This window comes from Luteimonas endophytica (genome assembly GCF_029887875.1).
Taxonomy (GTDB): Bacteria; Pseudomonadota; Gammaproteobacteria; order Xanthomonadales; family Xanthomonadaceae; genus Luteimonas; species Luteimonas endophytica.
In genome coordinates this window covers 203,218-222,923 of sequence record NZ_JARXRM010000019.1, presented here as the reverse complement: position 1 = coordinate 222,923, position 19,706 = coordinate 203,218, and the positions used below count along the sequence as shown (strand labels likewise).

Genomic DNA, 19,706 nt, shown 5'->3' with positions numbered 1-19,706 from the left:
GAAGGAAGCCAGAATGCTCGAAGGACTGAGACGGCATTGGGAAGTCCTGCGCGAGAGCCTGCGCCTGGAGCGGGACCAGTGCGACACGCGCAGGCCCGCAGCCGAGCCGGAGTTTCTGCCCGCAGCGCTCGAGATCCTGGAAAGCCCGCCGAACCCGGCCGGCCGCGCGGTGCTGTGGGCGCTGATCGCGTTCCTGTTAATCGCCATGGTCTGGGCGTGCCTGGGGAAGGTGGATATGGTGGCCGCGGCCAGTGGGAAGGTCACGCCGCGCGGCAGCGTGAAGACGATCCAGCCGTCGGACTATGGGGTAGTCCGGGCGATACATGTGGTGGAGGGCCAGAGCGTGGCGGCTGGGCAGCCGCTGGTGGAACTGGACCCGACCGTCAGCAAAGCCGAGGTGGAGCAGGCGCGCCAGGCGCTGGCCACAGCCGAGCTCGACGTGGCCCGCACCCGCGCCCTGGTCGACTACGCCACGGGCAAGGGCAACACCTTCATTGCCCCGCCCACGGCGCCTGCCGACGTCGCGGGCATCCAGGGCGCGCTGGTGTCCGCAAAGATTCGGGAATACGAGACCTCCCGCGCAGCACTGCGTCAGGAGGTCGCGCAGCGCCAGGGGGACGTGGGCATGGTGTTCGCCGAGGTCGCAAAGCTCGAGGAGCAACTGCCGATGGTCACCGACCAGCACGCCAGGCTCGAAGCGCTCAGCCGGGACAACTACGTTCCGAGGATGCAGGTTTCAGAAGTCAGGGAGCGCCTGGTGGGCATGCGCCAGGACCTGGCGATCCGGCGAGAGGAGAGCGTGAAATCGCGTGCCGGCGAACGTGCCGCAGGCGAGCAACTGGCGAGAACCGAGAGCGAATTCCTGCGCGAGGCGCTCGACGCGCTGATCGAGGCCGAGGCCGCGCGTGCCCTGCGAGCCGAGGAGCTGAAGAAGGCCGCGGAACGTGCCGGGCGTACGGTACTCAATGCGCCGGTCGCCGGAGTCGTGCAGCAGCTCCAGATCCACACCGTCGGAGGCGTGGTCAAGCCCGCTGACCCGCTCATGGTGGTGGTGCCGAACGAAGGGGAGTTGGTCGTGGACGCGATGGTGCCCAACAAGGATGCCGGCTTTGTTCACGCCGGCCAGGCGGTCGAGGTGAAGTTCGAGGCCTATCCGTTCACGCGCTACGGCGTGGTCGAGGGCGTGGTCGAACACGTCGGCCGCGACGCGGTACAGACCGAGAAGGACGGACTTCTGTACCCGGCACGCGTGCGTTTGAAGCAGGCCTGGATCGACATCGGCGGCAAGCGCACTGCGCTCGCACCCGGGTTGGCCGCGACTGCGGAGATCAAGACCGGTGATCGCCGCATCATCGAGTACCTGCTATCGCCGCTTTCGCGGCGATTGCAGGAAGCGGGGAGGGAGCGATGAAATATCGACGACCGCCCCCGTTTTATGTACAGATTCTCGCAATCGCGGTTATGGCTTCAGGTTCGGCTTCCGCTTTTGCCGCTCAACTTCTCGCGCCAGTGGGAGAAGAGGCGTACCGCAATGCGTTGATGAACCGGAGAATATTTAGCTTCCTGGATAGCATAGGGGGGGCGGCCGACATTAACAGACAGAACTTTGAAAGACACGTTGGGCTGCGACCCGCCAGCGAGTCCGCGCTTGAAGGCAACATCCTGCTTAGGTACGCGTACGGGACTGATGGCGCATGGGGATACCTCTTCACGTTGAAGGATTCAGCTCGCAGTTCCGTCGACATCGGGATTGCACCGACCATTGATTTTTATGACGCGCCGATCGACCGCTGCGCCCTAGATTTCGAAACTTTGGACTCGCGCCTGCGAGGAAATAGCTTTGACGCTGCCAACAGCACGGTCCACGCTCTCGGCGGTCAGAGAATGACTTACCAAAAGGGTGATCTAGTGATTAGGGTTACCTACATCAGGGAGCGAGCTGCGGGTCTGAGCTGCATAATGGTTATTGAGATTCAGTCTGTGGAGACGGGAAATGACTGACATCCAAAGCAGGACATTAGCGTTGCTGGAGGAGCTTGCGAATCAAGGCGCGGCGACTCAAGAAGCAGTCCGTTTAATTAAAATCGCGATATCGAGTTCAGATTTCTTGGCGGCGCGGCTGGAGAACGCGATTCAAAAGGGTTATTTGAAGGCCCTTGATATAGAAGACCACTCCAGGGCGCTCGGAACTTACAACGAGCGCACGTTCCGTATCGCGCTTGATCCATCGCTCTTTGTCGGAGGTGATGAAAGTTCGAGTATCGCGCGAATCGCATTCGTCTTAGGCCATGAAACCAACCACGCTTACGCCCGGAATCCACGCAACGGCAGCACCCCTTTTGGTGAGTTCATATCCAAGGTGGCCCAAAAAATCGGAACGGAGGGCAATAACGACTATACCGACGTAGTAAAAGTATACTTGGACAGTCGTCGCAGAATCGAGGCGGCCGCGACAATCGCTGGTTGGAACACTTTGAGGGACCTGTACCTCTCACAGAATGGAGGAAATATAGACGCCGCCCGTTTCTACGGCGAGCTGCAGAAAATAATCCCCAAGTGCTTCGTACCCACCGAGGATGGCTTTCGGCCGATCCCATCCATTCAGGTCGGACCGGACTATTCCGTTTCACGTTCTACCGAGAACATCGAAGCTTTCGGCAGCTGCTATTACGACCTGCAAGCAAACACGGCCGGTGAGGATCGGATCGCCGATGCCGTGACGGCGCTGGGCTACATCATTCAGAGCGAGATAATGGCGGATCGCGCCTACGACCCGGCCGCTCTGATCGTCAATCTCAGTGAGGTTGGCGTGAGCTATCAAGAACTGATGCAGCAACAGTTGTTCTTCGGTCATGGATTGGATCCGTTCATAATCCAGGACACAAGCAACGGGGCTCCTGTAAACCGTACATTGACTAGCCATGGGCCATGGAAAGGAGAATATGAGCGTGAGCTTTCCACGCGGCATGCGGAGTTGGTCGCTTGGCTCGAGCTCGCTCAGCGTGATGAGAGCGCGCTGCGGCGGATCTCGGAAGCAGGCGGCCTTGGAGGGGTCATTGGCTCTGCGATTGCCGGTGCGCTACAAATAGATAATCACGCGTGGCGTGTTCTGGCTTCTGCGACCCTAACGACGATCGGCGAAAATCTTGCGGAGGCGATAGCCGCCGGCGGATTCAGTGCTGCGCTTCCGTCGGGTAGCATCGTAGAAGTGCTCGGGGACGTGGACAACGAGTTTACAACCAGCCTTGAGGGCGGAGTCGCTGGTGCGATTTCCTCGTTCCTGATTTCAGAGCTCATCTCATCACTAGAAATCGAGGGTACGCTCGCTGAGATTGGGCATACGGCGGCAAATGCAACGCTCAGCAAGATCATCGAGAACGCGATCCAGATCGCACAAAACAGTACGGAAGTTACAAGCCTATTCCAAGGCGTGGATTTAAGTACGGTTTGGACTGCACTTGCCTCATATGTCGGAACGCGGTTGGCCGCGGAGCTTGTCGAGTTTGACACGACTGGCGGGCAAATTGGAGCACAGATTGGCGCTGCCATAGGCGCGTACGCCGGATATGCCGTTGGCGTTGCCTGGGCGAAAGGAGGTGCACAGATAGGTGGCGCAGTCGCCGGCCCAGTCGGTGCGCTCGCCGGGGCGTTCCTGGGCTACATTTTTGGCGGTCTCATCGGCTCGTTCTTCGGCGGGACACCGCATGCATGGGCTACGCTTGGCTGGGATGAAAATGAGCGGTTGTTCGCGGTAGTTGACGCTGGGACTAAGCACGGGGCGTCGGGGCAGACGGCCATCGGGCTGGGCGCGGCTGTGACCAGCTCGCTGAGCTCTATCGTCGATTTCGTTGGGGGAAAAATTGCTGATGGGAGCGCGCTAAACTTTACCGTTGGAATGAAGGGGCGCACGTTCTATTACGGGTCACCGGGTGAGTTCCAATCCGGCAAAGCCGAAGAAGTAATCAGTTTCGCTACGCACTCGGCCCTTAGTAGGATGGTTATGAGGCTGGTTGGCGGCGACGTTCTCATGAAGCGCGCCTTAAGGTCTAGTCTAGCCGCTGCGGATGACCCTGCGGCGTTCGACATGAGTGCACTTTACGGAGACCTGGCGATCGCGAGTGATTATGGGCTTTATCTTCGGGATCCCTTGCTGGTGAATGCCCTAATTGGCTCCGGCCCGCAAAGCGCGATCGCGGCGCAATGGGCTATTACGTTGGCTCGAGCACATGAGCTCGGGTTGGACAAGCGGGCTGATACCGACTGGGCAGGAGGATTTGCCGCCCACTTGGACCAAGTTGCCGACGGCGTGTTGGACGGCAATGCCATTGCTCCGACAAACATGTTCCTCGAACTGGATGAGAACAATGCGCGAATGTTCAACTACTTGGACTTTGGAGGAACTGTCGTCTATACCGAAGGCGACACAGTTAATCGGACGCTGAAGGACTCGATAATTGGCTCGAATGTCGACGACAACGTCGTCGTCCTGGACGACACGATTTCGGACGCCGCAGGGCTATCCATCAATGGAACCCACTCATCAGGGCCCTACACGATCGACGTTTCCGCTGTCATCGATGGCGCTGGCGGCAACGATATTATCCGCGGTGGGGATCTAGGTAACGATTTGCTGGGCGGTGCAGGAGCCGATACGCTGATTGGCGGAAAGTTGGACGATTGGCTGTTTGGCGGTGAGGGAAACGATTTGATTTTCTCCGGCCAAGTTACTAACACCGATTTCGCTCCAGGTGATGCCGCGGGCGAAGCCTCGGCGTTGGCGGCCGCTGGCGGCAACGGGAATTACTTGGACGGTGGGGCCGGCGTTGACCGTCTGTACGGAGGGCGCGGTTCAGACTGGCTTAATGGAGGAGCGGGAGTCGATCTGCTTCTTGGCGGCGCTGGAGGCGACATTCTCCAAGGAGGCGAAGGGGACGACCAAGGACACGCCGGCGCGGCCGCACTTTTTGGAGGCGCGGGCAGTGATCAGTATGTGTTCGGGTTTGGTGATGGGAAGGATGTAGTGTTCGACGAGTCTGATCCAACCGCTGAGGCGGGCGTGTCGCGCGATTCAATCGCTTGGCGCATCCAGCAGCTAGAGAGCGGTGCGTTCCAGCGCAACTGGGCTGGTGGCGGCGACTACGAAGTCGATGGCTCCGTGAAGGGCGGTGAAGACGCGATTGCGTTCGGGGCCGGCATCACGATGGCAAACGTGCTGATGCGGCGGTGGGGCAACGATCTGGTGATTCAACTGATTTCGCTCGACGCCAATGGCAATGGTGCGCTAACTGGCGACGAGTTGACTATTCTCGACTGGTTCGAGAGCACACGGCGGGTGGAGTGGCTGCGCTTCGCAAATGGGGAAGAGATCAGGCTCGGCGACATGACATCGTTCGTCATCGGAACCGGCGAATCGGACGTGATTCTGGGGAGCTACGGAGCGGACTTCCTGTATGGCGGCGGGGGCGACGACGAGATCCGCGGCTTGGCCGGCAACGACTTCGGCAACGGCGGCGCCGGCAACGACTTCGTTGCCGGAGACGGCGACAACGACTGGGTGATGGGCGGTTCCGGCAACGACCAGGTGATCGGCGGTGCGGGGCACGATACGGCCTTCGGCGACGACGGCAGCGACCGAGTCTACGGCGGCCTCGGTTCCGACCTGGTGGTCGGCGGTCGTGGCAACGACGAAGTTGTCGGCGGCGCGGGTGACGACGTGTTCCGTTACTCGCGTGGCGACGGCCAGGACGTGATCCTGGACGACTACGTCAACAACTGGGACCAGGTCTGGCAGAACGGCAGCTACGTAAACGGCTACGTGCTGCAGAGCAATGGCACCGTCACCAAGAACGGCGTCGTCTACTTCGACGGCTCCAAGTGGCTGGGCCAGTACGACTGGGACGACGAGAACCAGGTGCTCAGGCGCCATGCCGGGGCCGTGAACGGGATCGTGGCCTCGGATGCGGGGACCGATACGCTCGAGTTCGGTGTCGGCATCGACATCCAGGACCTGATGCTGAAGCGGACCGGCAACGATCTGCTGATCGCCGTCTCGGAGGATGGCGAGCCGGGCGGCATCGATCAAGCCTCCGACAGAATCACGATCAAGGACTGGTATTCGCTGGGCGCGCCCATCGAGAACTTCGTATTCGCGGCAACGGGCCGGCACGCCGTGAGCGGGATGAATCTCAACGGCGGTACCGATGGGGACGATGTCATCGCCGGGACCGCCGGCAAGGACTGGCTGACCGGCAATGGAGGCGACGATACGCTGGAGGGCGGTGCCGAAGCAGACATTCTGGTCGGCAATGCTGGCGCGGACCACTTGAAAGGCGGTGCGGCGGTCGATGTCCTGTTCGGCGGGTCGGGCAGCGACACGCTGGACGGCGGCACCGGCGGCGACCTGCTATTCGGTGGCGACGGCGACGACGTGGCTTCCTACGCCTCCAGTGCGGCAGCTGTCAGGGCATATCTCGATCCTTCGGCCAGCGGAGAAAACACCGGCGACGCGAAGGACGACGTCTTCGACAGCATCGAAGGGCTGCAAGGCAGCGCCCTCGCCGACCGGCTCGGTGGCGACGTTGGTGACAATCTGCTCGACGGCGGCGCCGGTGACGATGCGCTGTATGGCGGCGCCGGCGACGATATCTACGAGTTCGGTCGGGATAGCGGTTCGGACAGTATCCATGAGGGCATCTACACGGTCGATGCGAACGGCGTCGAAACCGTGGGAACCGGGAATGGCGGGGAAGGCGACGCGCTGTCGCTGCAGGCGGGCATCAGCCTCGCCGACCTGGTGTTTGCCAGGAATGGAAGCGACTTGCAGGTCAGTGTTGGTGCTGCCAGTGCGACGCTCGTTGGCCAGTATCTCACCGGTCGCGGCGTCGAGATGCTGCAATTCGCCGACGGCCTGACGCTGGAGCTGGCGAGGCTGAAGTTCGCCGGCGAGGCGGCCACGGCTTCAGACGACGTCATGCTCGGCGCGACGGGGACCGTCGCGGACACGCTCAACGGATTGGCGGGCGACGACATCCTGTCGGGGGCCGGCGGCAACGACAGCCTGCAGGGCGGCGATGGCGACGACACGCTCGAAGGCGGTGCCGGTGCCGATGTGCTCGATGGCGGATCGGACAGCGTCACCCTGGCGCTGCCGATCGAGGCAGGCAAGGCATACGGCGATACGATCCGCTACGTGACGTCCAATGCAGGGGTGACGATCGATCTGGCCGCCGCAACCGCGTCGGGCGGCCACGCCACTGGCGATACCCTTGTCACGGTCGGTGGCGTCAGCACCATTGAAAATGCGGCCGGATCCGGCGGATACGGCGATACGCTGTCCGGCGATGCGCGGGCGAACCGCCTGGCGGGTCTCGGCGGCGGCGACGTGCTGGATGGCCGGGCGGGCGATGACGTGCTTGTCGGCGGCGACGGCGACGACATCCTGTACGGCGGCGACGGCGCCGATGCCCTGGCCGGCGATAGCGGGGTGGATCGCCTGGAAGGTGGCGCCGGCAAGGATCTGTTGAGCGGCGGTGCCGGCAACGATACGTTGCTGGGCGGGGACGCTGACGACCAGCTCAGCGGTGACGACGGCAACGATACCCTCTACGGCGGCACCGGCGACGACACGCTTGGCGGCTGGCAGGGCGACGATACGCTGTACGGCGAGAGCGGCCACGACAAGCTCGCCGGCGGCGAGGGCAATGACATCCTGGAAGGCGGCGATGGCGTCGACCAGCTCGCAGGCGAGGGGGGCAATGATCAGCTCCGTGGCGGCGCGGGTAGCGATAGCTATCTGTTTGACCCCAGTTCGGGCATCGATACCATCGTCGACGCCGGCTACGAGGAGGACCGGAACAAGATAGTCTTCACCAGCGCCGGACCGGATGAGATCTGGCTGGCGCGCGCCGGCGACGACCTGCGGGTGTCGGTGATCGGCGGCACCAGCGTTGTCGTGATCAGCGGATATTTCAAGACTGACGGCACGGGGAGCCGGGTCTTCGAGATCGCGACCGCCGGCGGGTCTCTGTTTCTCGCCGCTGCCGGTCCGTTGTTGCAGGCGATGGCTCAGGCGTCCGCCACGTTGCCCGGCTCCATGCCGCAATCGGTGCTGGACCTGCTGGAGACCTACTGGCACCCGACCGGCACGGCGCTGCCGAAGGTCGTCGACAAGTCCTATGCGACGAACGAGGACGTCCCGGTCTCCGGCCAAGTCGGCGCAGTCGACCAAGACGGGAACATCGTCGGATACGCACTCACTGGCCAAGCGAAGTTCGGCAGTGTTGCCCTGAACGCCGCCACCGGCGCGTGGACATACACGCCGGAGGCGAACCGCCACGGTAACGATAGTTTCATGATCACTGTCACGGACGCCGACGGCAACAGCGCCCGGCAGTCCATCGCCATCGCGGTGGCATCGGTCAACGACGCGCCCAGTAACATCTTCGCCCCGGGGCCGCTCGAGGTCGATGAAGGCGCCGGGCAGGGACTGGGCCTCGGCGTGTTCACTCACGAGGACGTCGACGGGCCCGAGGACATCCCGAGCTTCCAACTCGTGGACAGCGCGGGCGGTCGTTTCGCGATGACAGCGGACGGCAAGCTGACCGTCGCCAACGGCGCCGCCCTCGATTACGAGGCGAACAGCAGTCATGCCATCCGGGTGCGCGTGACCGACTTGGCGGGTGCTTCCTTCGAGAAGGACTTCGTGGTCACGGTACGCAACGTCAACGAAGTCCCGTACATCGTCACCCCGCCGCCGACCACCGTACCGGCCGTGCTCGCCGAGAATGCAACTGGCGGTACAGTGGCCAGCTTCGTCATCGGCGACCCCGACAACACGACGCCCGCGCTCCAGCTGACGGATAACCCGTACGGCTGGCTGGACACGTCGCTCAATACCGTGCGCGTGAAGGCCGGCGCGGCGGTGGACTTCGAGGCGCTGGTAGCCGCAGGAGGCGTTCTAGAGGATACCGATGGGGACGGGATACGAGAAATCAGGCTCGGCGGTGCGGTGGTCGCGACCGACGGCGAGCTCAGTTCCGCGCAGCCGACTCGGTTCTGGTTCCTTATCGAAGACATCAACGAAGCACCGACTGCCATCGGGTTCGCTTCCACTGTGACGTCGATCGAGGAACGTGACCACCCGGCCGTGGGATCCCCGGCGCCGGCCATCCTCCTGGGCACGTTGTCGGCAATCGATCCCGACACAGCCGGGAGCCTGGACTTTGCTTCCCTTGTGTTCACCGTCACCGACGAGCGTTTTGAAGTCGTAAACGGAAACGAGCTGCGCCTCAAGGCTGGTGCGGCCCTCGATTTCGAGGCTGGTGCAACGGTACCGGTTGACGTCACGGTCACTGACCGCGGCGGCAGCGGGTTGGGCTACACGCGGACACTGACTTTCGCCGTCAACGATAAGGACGACTACCTCTACGGAACGGCTGGCGCCGATACCCTCTCTGGACAGGGTAACCGCGACATCATCTACGGGTACGGCGGCTTCGACATTCTTTCAGGAGGTGGCGGAAACGACGACGTCTATGGTGGGGACGATGTCGATGTGGTGATGGGTGGGGACGGCGATGACCGACTGTGGGGTGAACTTGGTGACGATCAGGTTCAAGGCGGTGAAGGCGCGGACCAGCTGCATGGCGGGGATGGCGCTGATCACCTGAAAGGCATGGAGGGCGATGATCTGCTATTCGGTGACGACGGCGCCGACAACCTCGACGGCGGATTTGGGGATGACAGCCTGCAAGGCGGCAATGGGAACGACTATCTGTACGGCAACTACGGGCAAGACATCCTCGATGGCGGTAGTGGCGATGACGTGCTCATCGGTGGCGACGGTGCCGACCGCATGCAAGGCGGTGCCGGTGTCGACACGCTCAGCTATGCCACCTCGTCTTCCAGTATCGTCCTCAACCTGGTCACGGGTGCACACGCTGGTGCAGCTGAAGGGGACGTCATCGAGGATCATTTTGAGCGTGTCATCGGCTCCAGCCTCTCGGACACGATCGTAGGCTCTGCAAATGCGGACCACATCGAGGGTGCCGCCGGCAACGACACGATTCATGGGGGTGCTGGCGACGACATCTTGATGGGAGGAGCAGGCGACGACTTCATCGACGCCCAGTCCGGCAACGACCGGCTCATTGGCGGCAGCGGCAGCGACATCCTGATCGGCGGCGACGACAGCGATACCTACATAATCGACCTGGATTCAGGGTCGGACGAGATCCGCAACTACGACTCCAGCGGGCAGGACGTCGACGTTATCGGCTACCAGGGGATCGACCGCAATCAACTGTGGTTCGCCCGGAGTGGCAACGATCTGACCATCTCCGCCATCGGTACGGGAGTCCAGACCACAATCAAGGATTGGTATTCGACAGCCACAGCATCCGACCGCGCCAACTACAAGATCGATTTCATTCTCGCCGGCGAACACTACACAGAGACCATCAACGCCGAGGGTCTGGTTGGTTTGATGGGCGGCTATACAAAGCCGGCCAACCAGGCCGCCTTCGACGCGCTGCAAGCGGACTCGGCATTCGGGAATCGCTGGACCAACTACTGGCAGGGCAACGAGGATCCAGTGATTTCCTCCGTCGGTAGCCAGACGATCTCCGAAGACGGAACATTGACGCTGCAGTTCACGGTATCCGATGACGTGACACCCGCTAACGGGTTGGCGGTGGTGGCAACGGCGAGCAACGACCGGGCCGACCCGCCGCAAGTCACCGGTCCGAACGCCGACGGCGTCTGGACGCTGACGGTGCGCGCGGCTGACCACCGCAGTGGAGACGTGGCGATCACCTTGAAGGCTACGGATGCTGGAGGCCTGATCAGCCAGCAGACTTTTGCGCTTGCCATTATCCCGGTGGCCGATGCGCCCATCATCACCCGGGCCGTACCGCTTGGCACCACGCTCGACGGCGGCCCACTCCCGCTCGACGTTCAGGCTGCACTGGTGGATCAGGACAGTTCTGAAACGCTCGAGATCCGCATTTCCAACGTGCCCACCGGCCTGGCTTTGAACAAGGGCACGCACCTAGGGAACGGCGTCTGGTCGCTGACGGCTGCTCAACTGTCGGGACTCGCGCTGACTGGTCCGTCGAACTGGTCGCAGAACCTCACGGGTACCGCCGCACTGACCGTGACCGCTATCGCAAAGGAGACCGCCACCGGCGAAACCGCCCAGACCAGCCACGTCCTGTCGGTACCGATCAATGCCAGACCGACCGACATCGCCGCGGACCGTAGCTTGGCGATAAACGAGTCCACCGCGGCCTCCACGATCCCAGCCGGCACACTCGTCGCAAACTTCACTGCCACCGATCCAGATGGCGGAACGCTGACCTTTGCTCTGGTCGACAACGCCGGTGGGCGTTTCGCAATTACCACCACAGGAGTGCTCACTGTCGCCAATGGGGCCCTGCTGAATCGCGAAGCGGCAGCCTCGCACGTGGTCAGAGTTAAAGTAACCGATGCTTCCGGCTTGAGCTACGAAGAGCAGTTCACCGTTGCGGTCAACAACGTTAACGAAGCACCGACTACCCCGTCCGCCAGCGTGCTGATACCGGTGGGAGTTGAGAACACGGCCTTGGCGGGGCAGGCAGTAGCGAATCTTGCTGCTACCGATCCCGACGGCACCACGCCAAGTTACGTGGTAACCAGCGATCCACGTGGTTGGTTTACCATCGTGGGCAGCCAACTCAAGTTCCGTACCGGCCTCAGCTTCGATTTCGAGGCGCTCAAAGCGGCGGGGCTGACCGTCAGCGACATCGATGGAGACGGACGGCAGGAGGTGGTGTACTCCGCCAAGGTCAAGTCCTCCGACGGCAGTTTGACTTCCACGGGCGAGCGCACGGTCACCGTCCGTATCGAGGATGCCAACGATGCACCGCACGACATCGCTGCCGACCGCACGCTGAAGATCGCCGAGAACTCGGCCAACGGCGCGTTCATAGGAAACTTCACCGGAGCCGACCAGGACCCGGGCGATGGCTTGACGTTCAGCCTGGTCGACAACGCAGGCGGGCGCTTCGCTCTCACCTCGGCCGGCCGGCTCACGGTGGCCAACGGGGGGCTATTGAACTATGAAGCCGCGGCATCCCACACGATCAAGGTCCGTGTCAGTGATGGTGCGACTACTCGCACTGAGAACTTCACCGTCGCCCTCACCAACGTCAACGAAGCGCCGGGTACGCCGACCATCGCTACCCAGCCGGTGACGGCGAAGGTAGAAGGCACGGCGTTGTCCGGCGTGGTCGCGGCCACCTTTTCCGCCACCGATCCGGACGGCACCGCGCCGGGCTACCAGATCGCCAGCGATCCCAAGGCTTGGTTCACGCTTTCCGGTAACCAGCTCAAGTTCAAGAGTGGGTTTAATTCTGACTTCGAGGCGCTGGTATCCGCGGGCGGCGTGACCTTGACCGATGTCGACGGTGACGGGCAGAAGGAGGCAACCTACACCGCCTCCGTGCGCTCGACAGACGGCAGCCTGGCCTCCGGCAACCGGGCGGTGACCGTGCGCATCGAGGACAAGAATGAAGCTCCAGCCATCAGCACTTCCAGTTTCTCGGTGAGCGAGTCGGCACCGGGCGCGGGTCAAACGCTGATCGGCACTGTGGCGGTTAGCGACCCGGACTCGCAGAGCTACAACCGTAATTTTCGCTACAGCCTGACCGGCGGTGCCGCCAGCCTATTCTCGATCAACCAGACGACTGGGCAGTTGTATCTGCAGGGATCCTTGAACTACGAGGCCGCTACCAGTCATCAGGTGCAGATTACGGTTAAGGATAGAGGCGGGAGTGGATTCTCGGTCCAAAAGACGGTCGCGATCAACGTTACTAATGCCAACGAGGCGCCAATTTTCTCGTCCGGTGGGGCAAGCGGGATTTTCGTCTGGAGCCCTGGAGAATATGGAACACTTTCACTCGAAATGAACGCAAGTGATCCTGAGGGGGGAGCGATCACTTACAGCATTGTGAGTGTTAGCAATGGCGGATGGATCAGCGAAGCAAAAATCATCGGCGATATCCTCCGAGTGGGAGCAACCGTCTATGGTGGAGAGTCGGCTTCCATATATGTAAAGGCAACTGATAACGGCGGCTTGTCAACTGTTGTAAGGTTCGACGTGTACGGAAATAGCGCGACTGGACCGGTCGTAGTCGATCTGGATGGCGATGGTGTGGAGTTGCTGCCATTGGCATCGTCGACCGTGCGTTTCGACATGGACGGCGATGGCGTTCGCGACGCGAGTGGCTGGGTAGGCGCGGACGACGGCCTGTTGGTGCTTGACCGTGATGGCAACCGCGTAATTGATAACGGCTCGGAAATTTCGTTCGTCGATGATTTACCAGAAGCCTATTCTGATCTCCAGGGGCTCGCGGCTTACGATAGCAACCGTAACGGCTTGTTCGATTCGGAAGATGCACGATACAGCGAATTCGCTGTATGGCGCGATCAGAATTCGGACGGCGTCAGCCAGGCAGAGGAATTGTGGACGTTAGCGGACTTGGGCATCGTCTCTATTGACTTGGATGGGTTACGTACAGGCCTGGATCCGGAGGCCGAACTCGACAATACGATCTACGCGACCTCCAGTTTCCACAGGGTCGACGGGTCGGTCGGTACGGTCGGCGATGTATTTCTGTTCTACGCTACGAATACCAACGTGACGATAGAGCCCATGCCGACATCGCAAAAGCAGGATGTCGACATGGGGCGGGGAAAGAATGGATGGGACGGGGTGGTTCTGCAGGACGACTGTTTGGACGGAAGTTACGTTAGGCACAACATCGGTTGGAATGGCGCGAGAGATCCCGGCCCGGGTGACGCTGCATCGGGCAAAGTGGACCGCCGTGCCCGTCGCGAATTCACCGCCGCCCAGGTGATGGCGGGAGCGATGCAAGGTGGCGCTTGGGAAGGGCCTGACGGAAATGGAGGCGCGGTAGACCTCCCGCAAACCCAGGTCTCAGAAGAAAGCGCAGCCTCGCGGACATCCGGTGCCGAACGGCGCGAGCCAAAGCGCCAGAACAGGCGAATGGATGCGGCGCTGGAGGGGTACCGCCCTACACTTGCCCATTCGCGTTCGGCCCTGCATGACGGCCTTGCGCTGAGCGAAAAGAAGCGCTTCCAGATGGTGGAAGCGATGTCCGCATTCTCAGCTCAGCCTTTCGCCGAGTTCGGTTTGGGTGCCGGCAAGAATCCCAAGGCCTTGGAGTTGTTGACCACGCTGCCTGACCTTAAGATGACGGCATGAACGATACCGCTGACAGTCAGATTAGCGGCGAGTCCGCCTATCCTGGCGCGCCAAGAACCGTCGCCGAGGCTTTGGGCCAGGTGGTGTGGCTGCTGAGCCAGTCACCGCTGCATCGGCAAATGAAGTTGAAGGATCTTGAGTGGTCCTTCATGCCGGCGATCCTCAAGGAACAATTTCGGATCTTCCGCTTCGGTCCGTTGCCAACGCTTGCGGCGATGAATCCGACGGAATTCAAGCTTGCTGGATTCAGTAAGGAAGGTATAGAACAGTTGCCGCTGGGGGTGGCGATCTGGGCGCATCTGTCGGAAGCAGCCGAGGCCAAGCTGGAGCGCGGCGAGCATCTCGACGAGGCGGACTGGCAGTCTGGCGACCGTCTGTGGGTGGTGGAGTTCGTCACACCTTTCGCCACGACAGAAAACAAGTTGGGCGAAGCGATGATGTTGGACCTGATGGGTGGTCCCCTCAGCGGCAAGACTTTCTATCTGCACCGCACAGATCCGCAATCCGGTAGGCGCGACAAGGTCAAGTTGAGCGGCTTACCCGCCAAGCCACTGCCGGAAAAGCAGTAGTCGTTTGCGGCCGTCACCGTGTGACGGCCGCTCGATGATCGGAGATTGCTGGCCGGAGACGGCGTGGAAGGTGCTGCGGAACGCGCGAGGGTGCACAGATCGTTGTGATCCCTTCAGTGAGGGCTAGCAGCCATCCGCGCCAAACCATCGCGAGTGTACAGTTGCGATGGGTTGGGTGGAGCCGTTTCGTGTTACCAGCTGTAGCCGACCCTCGCGTAGGCGAACGCGCCGTTGAAGCCGAACGGCGAGGCTGCACTGTAGGGCAGCTGTCCGGCGCTGGAGTTCACGAAGATCACCTCGTCCGGGTACTCGTTGAGCACGTTGTCGGCGCCGATGGTGAAGTCCCAGCCGTCGATCGCGTAGCTGGCCGACACGTCCAGGGTCCATTCCGCGCCGAAGGTCTGATCGAGGGTCGAATCGTTGTTGAGCACGTCGAACTCGCCGTAGCGGGTGGCAGAGGCGGCGAAGCGCCATGGCCCTGTATGCCAGGTCCCCGACAGGAAGAACTTGTCCGACGGCGCGCCCACGGTCACCCGGCCCTGTTCGACGCGGCCGATGCGTTCCAGATCCAGGTCGCCGCTCTCCAGTTCCGGTGGGTTGGGGGCGATCGCCTCGATATCGGTGTCGTTGTAGTTGAAGCCTGCGGTCAGGTCGAGATTGCCGGCCGCCAGGCCCCAGCGGTAGGTGCCGACCAGGTCGATGCCGCGCGTGCGGGTATCGATGGCGTTGGTGAAATAGCGGCCGCCGTTGACGCCGAAGATGCCGCGCGCCTCCAAAAAATCACTAACTAGCCGCCTCAGCGCCGGATCAGGATTGTTGCGGTCGTCGATCAGGTTCTCGGAAAGAATGATGCGATCGTCAATGTCGATCTGGTAAGCGTCGATAGTGACGTACAGCGCTTCGACCGGCTGTAGCACCAGGCCGAGACTCAAGTTGGTGGACTCCTCGGCCCTGAGCGGTTCAGAACCGAGAGCGATCGCCGCTGGGTCGCTCACCGCGAAAGTGCTGACTTCGAACGGCTCGCCGCCAATGAAGTTGGTCGAGATCGCACTGAAATGCTGCTGCTGCAGCGACGGCGCGCGGAAGCCGGTCGATACGGTGCCGCGCAGCGCCACCGCATCGCTGAAGGCGTAGCGCCCCGACAGCTTGCCCGAGGTTGTGCTGCCGAAGTCGCTGTAGTCCTCGTAGCGCACCGCCAGGCCGGCGCTGAAGCGCTCGCCGAAGTCGGCCTCGGCGTCCAGGTAGGCCGAGTAGCTGTGGCGGTCGTGCTGGCCGGCGTTGGCGGGGCGGAAGCCGGGGAAGACCTGGGCGCCGGGCGGGGCGCGGCTGCCGTCGGGCAGGATCAGGTTGCCGTCGGCGTACGAGGCCGGGTCGCCCGGGCTCTGGTTGAACTTCTCGCCGCGCCATTCGGCGCCCCAGGCCAGCGCCAGCGGGTAGGCCAGGCCGATGTCGACCGGGCGGTTGAAGTCGAGGTTGAGGACGTTCTGGGTGACCTCGAGCGCGCCGGAATGGAACCGCGTCGGCGTGTCCGGGCCGAGGCTGCGGTTGAGGCTGTTCTCGACGTCGAAGGTGAGGTGGTTGATGCCGTGGTTGAAGCTGATGTCGATGCCGGTGCCGCCGGCGGTGGTGCCGCGCAGGCCGAGCACCCCGGCGCGGTCGTCGGCGATGTTGCGGATGTTGGGCAGGAAGCCGTCCGGATAGATCTCCGGGATGTTGCGGTTGTCGCCGGCCGGCCGGAAGAAGCCGTTCGACAGCGCGTCGCGGCGGCTGTAGGTGCCGAAGGAGTAGAACACCACGCCCTCGGCCGGGCTGATCTCCATGTTGTAGGAGGCGGCGCGGCTGTCGACCTCGGGATCGCCGTAGCGCTGCACCACCACGCCGGCCGGCGCCGAGCCGGGCGTCACCGTGCCCTGGAACGGCCGTGCGCGGTCGGTCTGGTCCTGATGGCCGGCCTGCGCCGCCAGGTGCAGGAAGCCGGCATCGCCCAGGGGAATGCCGCCATCGCCGGAGAGCTGGTATTGCTCGCCGTCGCCGGCGCTGTACTGGCCGTAGCGCCCGGCGATGCCGCCGCCGGCGTCGCTGCCCTTGAGCACCACGTTGATCACGCCGGCGATGGCGTCGGAGCCGTATTGCGCCGAGGCGCCGTCGCGCAGCACCTCGACCCGCTCGATCGCGGCGATCGGGATCGCGTTGAGGTCGACCGGCGAGGAGCCGCGGCCCTGGCTGCCGTTGAGGTTGATCAGCGCGGTGGTGTGGCGGCGCTTGCCGTTGACCAGCACCAGCACCTGGTCCGGGGCCAGCCCGCGCAGCTGCGCCGGGCGCACCGCATCGGTGCCGTCGGTGATCGCCGGGCGCGGGAAGTTGAGCGAGGGCAGGGCCCGCGACAGCGCGGTTGCCAGCTCCACGGTGCCGGTGGCTTCCAGGGTCTCCGGGGAGATGATGTCGATCGGCGAGGAAGACTCGGCGACGGTGCGGTCGGCCACCCGCGTGCCGGTGACGATCAGCGTGTCCAGGGTGGTGGCGCGTTCGCGCTCTGGTGGTTCCCGCTCAGGGGACTGGGCGAAGGCGGCCGGGGAAGCGAGCACAAGCACGAGCGCGAGCGCGAGGGGATGACGCTGCATGGGGTGAACTCCTGTTCTTGTTGGCGGCGCCGGGGGGGAGCGCGTCATCTCGCTGTAACACCGGGGCCTGAACGGGTCAACGGTTGCAACTTCAACCTTTCGTGGATGGGAAGCAGTTCACACTGCGCGGCCTGGGCGGCTGCAGGGCGCCGGCCAGGGGCGGTTCCGATGGAGCGGGCGGTGATTCCGGGGCTGGCAGGCCGCGCCGGCTTTCGCGGCCGTGGGCCGCTCCTACAGTTGCCTGGCGCTGCCGGTAGAATGCGCGGTCCATGATCGCATTCCGCAATTTCGCCCTGCGCCGGGGCGAGCGCCTGCTGCTGTCCGACGTCGACCTGGCCCTGCACGCGGGCTGGCGGGTCGGCGTGGTCGGCCGCAACGGCACCGGCAAGTCTTCGCTGTTCGCGGCGATTCGCGGCGAGGTCGAGGCGGACCGCGGCGATCTCGACGTGCCCGGCCGGGTCCGGATCGCCAGCGTCGCCCAGGAAACCCCGTCGCTGCCCGACGCGGCGATCGACTTCGTGCTCTCCGGCGACACCGACGTGGCCGCGGCGCTGCGCGCCGAGGCCGAGGCGACTGCCGCGGAGGACTGGGAGGCAGTGGCTGAGGCGCACCACCGCCTGGCCGAACTCAACGGCTACGACGCCACCGCGCGCGCCGGCAGGCTGCTGCACGGGCTCGGCTTCGGGGCCGAAGCCCACCAGCGGCCGGTCAGCGCGTTCTCCGGCGGCTGGCGGGTGCGGCTGAACCTGGCGCGCGCGCTGATGATGCCCAGCGACATGCTGCTGCTCGACGAGCCCACCAACCACCTGGACCTCGACGCGGTGCTGTGGCTGGAGCAGTGGCTGCTGAAATACCCCGGCACCCTGCTGCTGATCTCGCACGATCGCGAGTTCCTCGACAACGTCGCCACCCACACCCTGCACCTGCACGACGGCAAGGCGAAGCTCTACGTCGGCGACTACACCGCCTTCGAGCGCCAGCGCTCCGAGCACCTGCGCCAGCAGCAGATCGCCCACGAGAAGGAGCAGGCCGAGCGTGCGCACCTGCAGAGCTTCATCGACCGGTTTCGCGCCCAGGCCACCAAGGCCCGGCAGGCGCAGTCGCGGATCAAGCGCCTGGCCAAGCTGGCGGGCACCGAGGCGGTCCGCGCCGAGCGCGAACTGCGCATCGAGCTGCCGGCACCGCACAAGCTGCCGCACGCGCTGCTCCGGCTCAACGACGCGCGTTGCGGCTATGCCGCTTCGCGGCGTGCTGCGAATCACGAATCACCTGCCACCAACCACGACGTCGTCGTTCTCGACGGCGTCGGCTTCGGCCTGGAACCCGGCGATCGCATCGGCCTGCTCGGCGCCAACGGCGCCGGCAAGTCCACCCTGGTCAAGTCGCTGGTCGGCGAACTGCCGCTGCTGGCCGGCGAGCGCGCCGCGCATCCGGACCTGCGGATCGGCTACTTCGCCCAGCACACGGTGGAGGCGCTGAAGGCGGGCACCTCGCCGATCGACCACCTGCGCGAGCTTGCGCCCGACAGCCCGGTCCAGGCGTTCCGCGACTTCCTGGGCAAGTGGAATTTCCCGGGCGACCGCGCGTTCGAGTGCATCGACACCTTCTCCGGCGGCGAGCGCGCGCGGCTGGCGCTGGCGCTGATCGCCTGGCGCCAGCCCAACGTGCTGCTGCTCGACGAGCCGACCAACCACCTCGACCTGGACATGCGCGAGGCGCTGGCCGAGGCGCTGAGCGATTTCGAGGGCGCGATCGTGCTGGTCTCGCACGACCGGCACCTGATCGGGCTGGTCAGCGACACGTTCTGGCGCGTCGCCGACGGCACCGTGCAGCCGTTCGACGGCGACCTGGACGAATACGCTGCGTGGTTGCGTTCGCGGCCGGCGCCCGGAGCGAAGCCCGCGCCCCAGTCCACCGGGGCGGCCTCGCTCGGCGTTGCGCCGCAGCCTTCCATCGCGACACCGCCGGCCGATGCGGCGAAACGGGCGAAGCCGAAGGTCAATCCGCACCGCCTTGCCCGTGCCGAGGCAAGGGTGCAGGAGCTGGAAGCGGAAATCGCTGCGGTCGACGCGGAGCTGGCAGATCCTGCGGTCTATTCCGCCGGCAGTGCGCGCGCTGCGGAACTGGCGCGCCGCCAGGGCGAGCTGCGGGAGACGCTGGAGCGGGCCGAGGCCGAGCTGCTGGCGCTGTACGAAGCCGCCTGATCGGCACGGCACGCCGGCGGCCGGGAAAACGGATCGCCGCTGCCGGGGG

The 19,706-nt window shown here is 63.8% G+C and carries 6 protein-coding genes; 5 read left to right on the top strand and 1 reads right to left on the bottom strand.

The window, feature by feature from the left end:
• Positions 1 to 13 precede the first annotated feature (13 nt).
• Genes QFW77_RS04720 through QFW77_RS04705 form a run of 4 tightly spaced genes read left to right on the top strand, consistent with a single transcriptional unit; the run spans position 14 to position 14,832 of the window.
• Positions 14 to 1,411, top strand: coding sequence for an HlyD family type I secretion periplasmic adaptor subunit (locus QFW77_RS04720; protein WP_280573163.1), 1,398 nt, complete (start codon positions 14 to 16; stop codon positions 1,409 to 1,411).
• Positions 1,408 to 2,001 carry a hypothetical protein gene (locus QFW77_RS04715; protein ID WP_280573161.1) on the top strand — a complete coding sequence of 198 codons (594 nt, stop codon included), beginning with the start codon at positions 1,408 to 1,410 and terminating at the stop codon, positions 1,999 to 2,001. The genes QFW77_RS04720 and QFW77_RS04715 overlap by 4 nt, the downstream gene beginning before the upstream one ends.
• Positions 1,994 to 14,263 carry an SPM autocatalytic domain-containing protein gene (locus QFW77_RS04710; protein WP_280573160.1) on the top strand — a complete coding sequence of 4,090 codons (12,270 nt, stop codon included), beginning with the start codon at positions 1,994 to 1,996 and terminating at the stop codon, positions 14,261 to 14,263. The genes QFW77_RS04715 and QFW77_RS04710 overlap by 8 nt, the downstream gene beginning before the upstream one ends.
• Complete coding sequence (locus tag QFW77_RS04705) at positions 14,260 to 14,832, top strand: toxin-activating lysine-acyltransferase (protein WP_280573159.1); 573 nt, start codon at positions 14,260 to 14,262, stop codon at positions 14,830 to 14,832. The genes QFW77_RS04710 and QFW77_RS04705 overlap by 4 nt, the downstream gene beginning before the upstream one ends.
• Before the next feature lie 191 nt (positions 14,833 to 15,023).
• On the opposite strand, the gene QFW77_RS04700 is transcribed toward QFW77_RS04705, so the two are convergent.
• Positions 15,024 to 17,453, bottom strand: a complete 2,430-nt coding sequence (locus QFW77_RS04700) for a TonB-dependent receptor plug domain-containing protein (RefSeq protein ID WP_280573157.1) — start codon at positions 17,451 to 17,453, stop codon at positions 15,024 to 15,026.
• A gap of 269 nt (positions 17,454 to 17,722) precedes the next feature.
• Between QFW77_RS04700 and QFW77_RS04695 the strand changes: the two genes are divergently transcribed.
• Positions 17,723 to 19,657, top strand: a complete 1,935-nt coding sequence (locus tag QFW77_RS04695) for an ABC-F family ATP-binding cassette domain-containing protein (protein ID WP_280573156.1) — start codon at positions 17,723 to 17,725, stop codon at positions 19,655 to 19,657.
• The last annotated feature ends 49 nt before the right edge of the window (positions 19,658 to 19,706 follow it).

Excerpts from the sequence above, each read along its gene's own strand:
- QFW77_RS04715 (WP_280573161.1), top strand. The coding sequence starts at position 1,408 with ATGAAATATCGACGACCGCCCCCGTTTTATGTACAGATTCTCGCAATC.
- QFW77_RS04710 (WP_280573160.1), top strand. The coding sequence starts at position 1,994 with ATGACTGACATCCAAAGCAGGACATTAGCGTTGCTGGAGGAGCTTGCG.
- QFW77_RS04695 (WP_280573156.1), top strand. The coding sequence starts at position 17,723 with ATGATCGCATTCCGCAATTTCGCCCTGCGCCGGGGCGAGCGCCTGCTG.
- QFW77_RS04700 (WP_280573157.1), bottom strand. The coding sequence starts at position 17,453 with ATGCAGCGTCATCCCCTCGCGCTCGCGCTCGTGCTTGTGCTCGCTTCC.
- QFW77_RS04705 (WP_280573159.1), top strand. The coding sequence starts at position 14,260 with ATGAACGATACCGCTGACAGTCAGATTAGCGGCGAGTCCGCCTATCCT.
- QFW77_RS04720 (WP_280573163.1), top strand. The coding sequence starts at position 14 with ATGCTCGAAGGACTGAGACGGCATTGGGAAGTCCTGCGCGAGAGCCTG.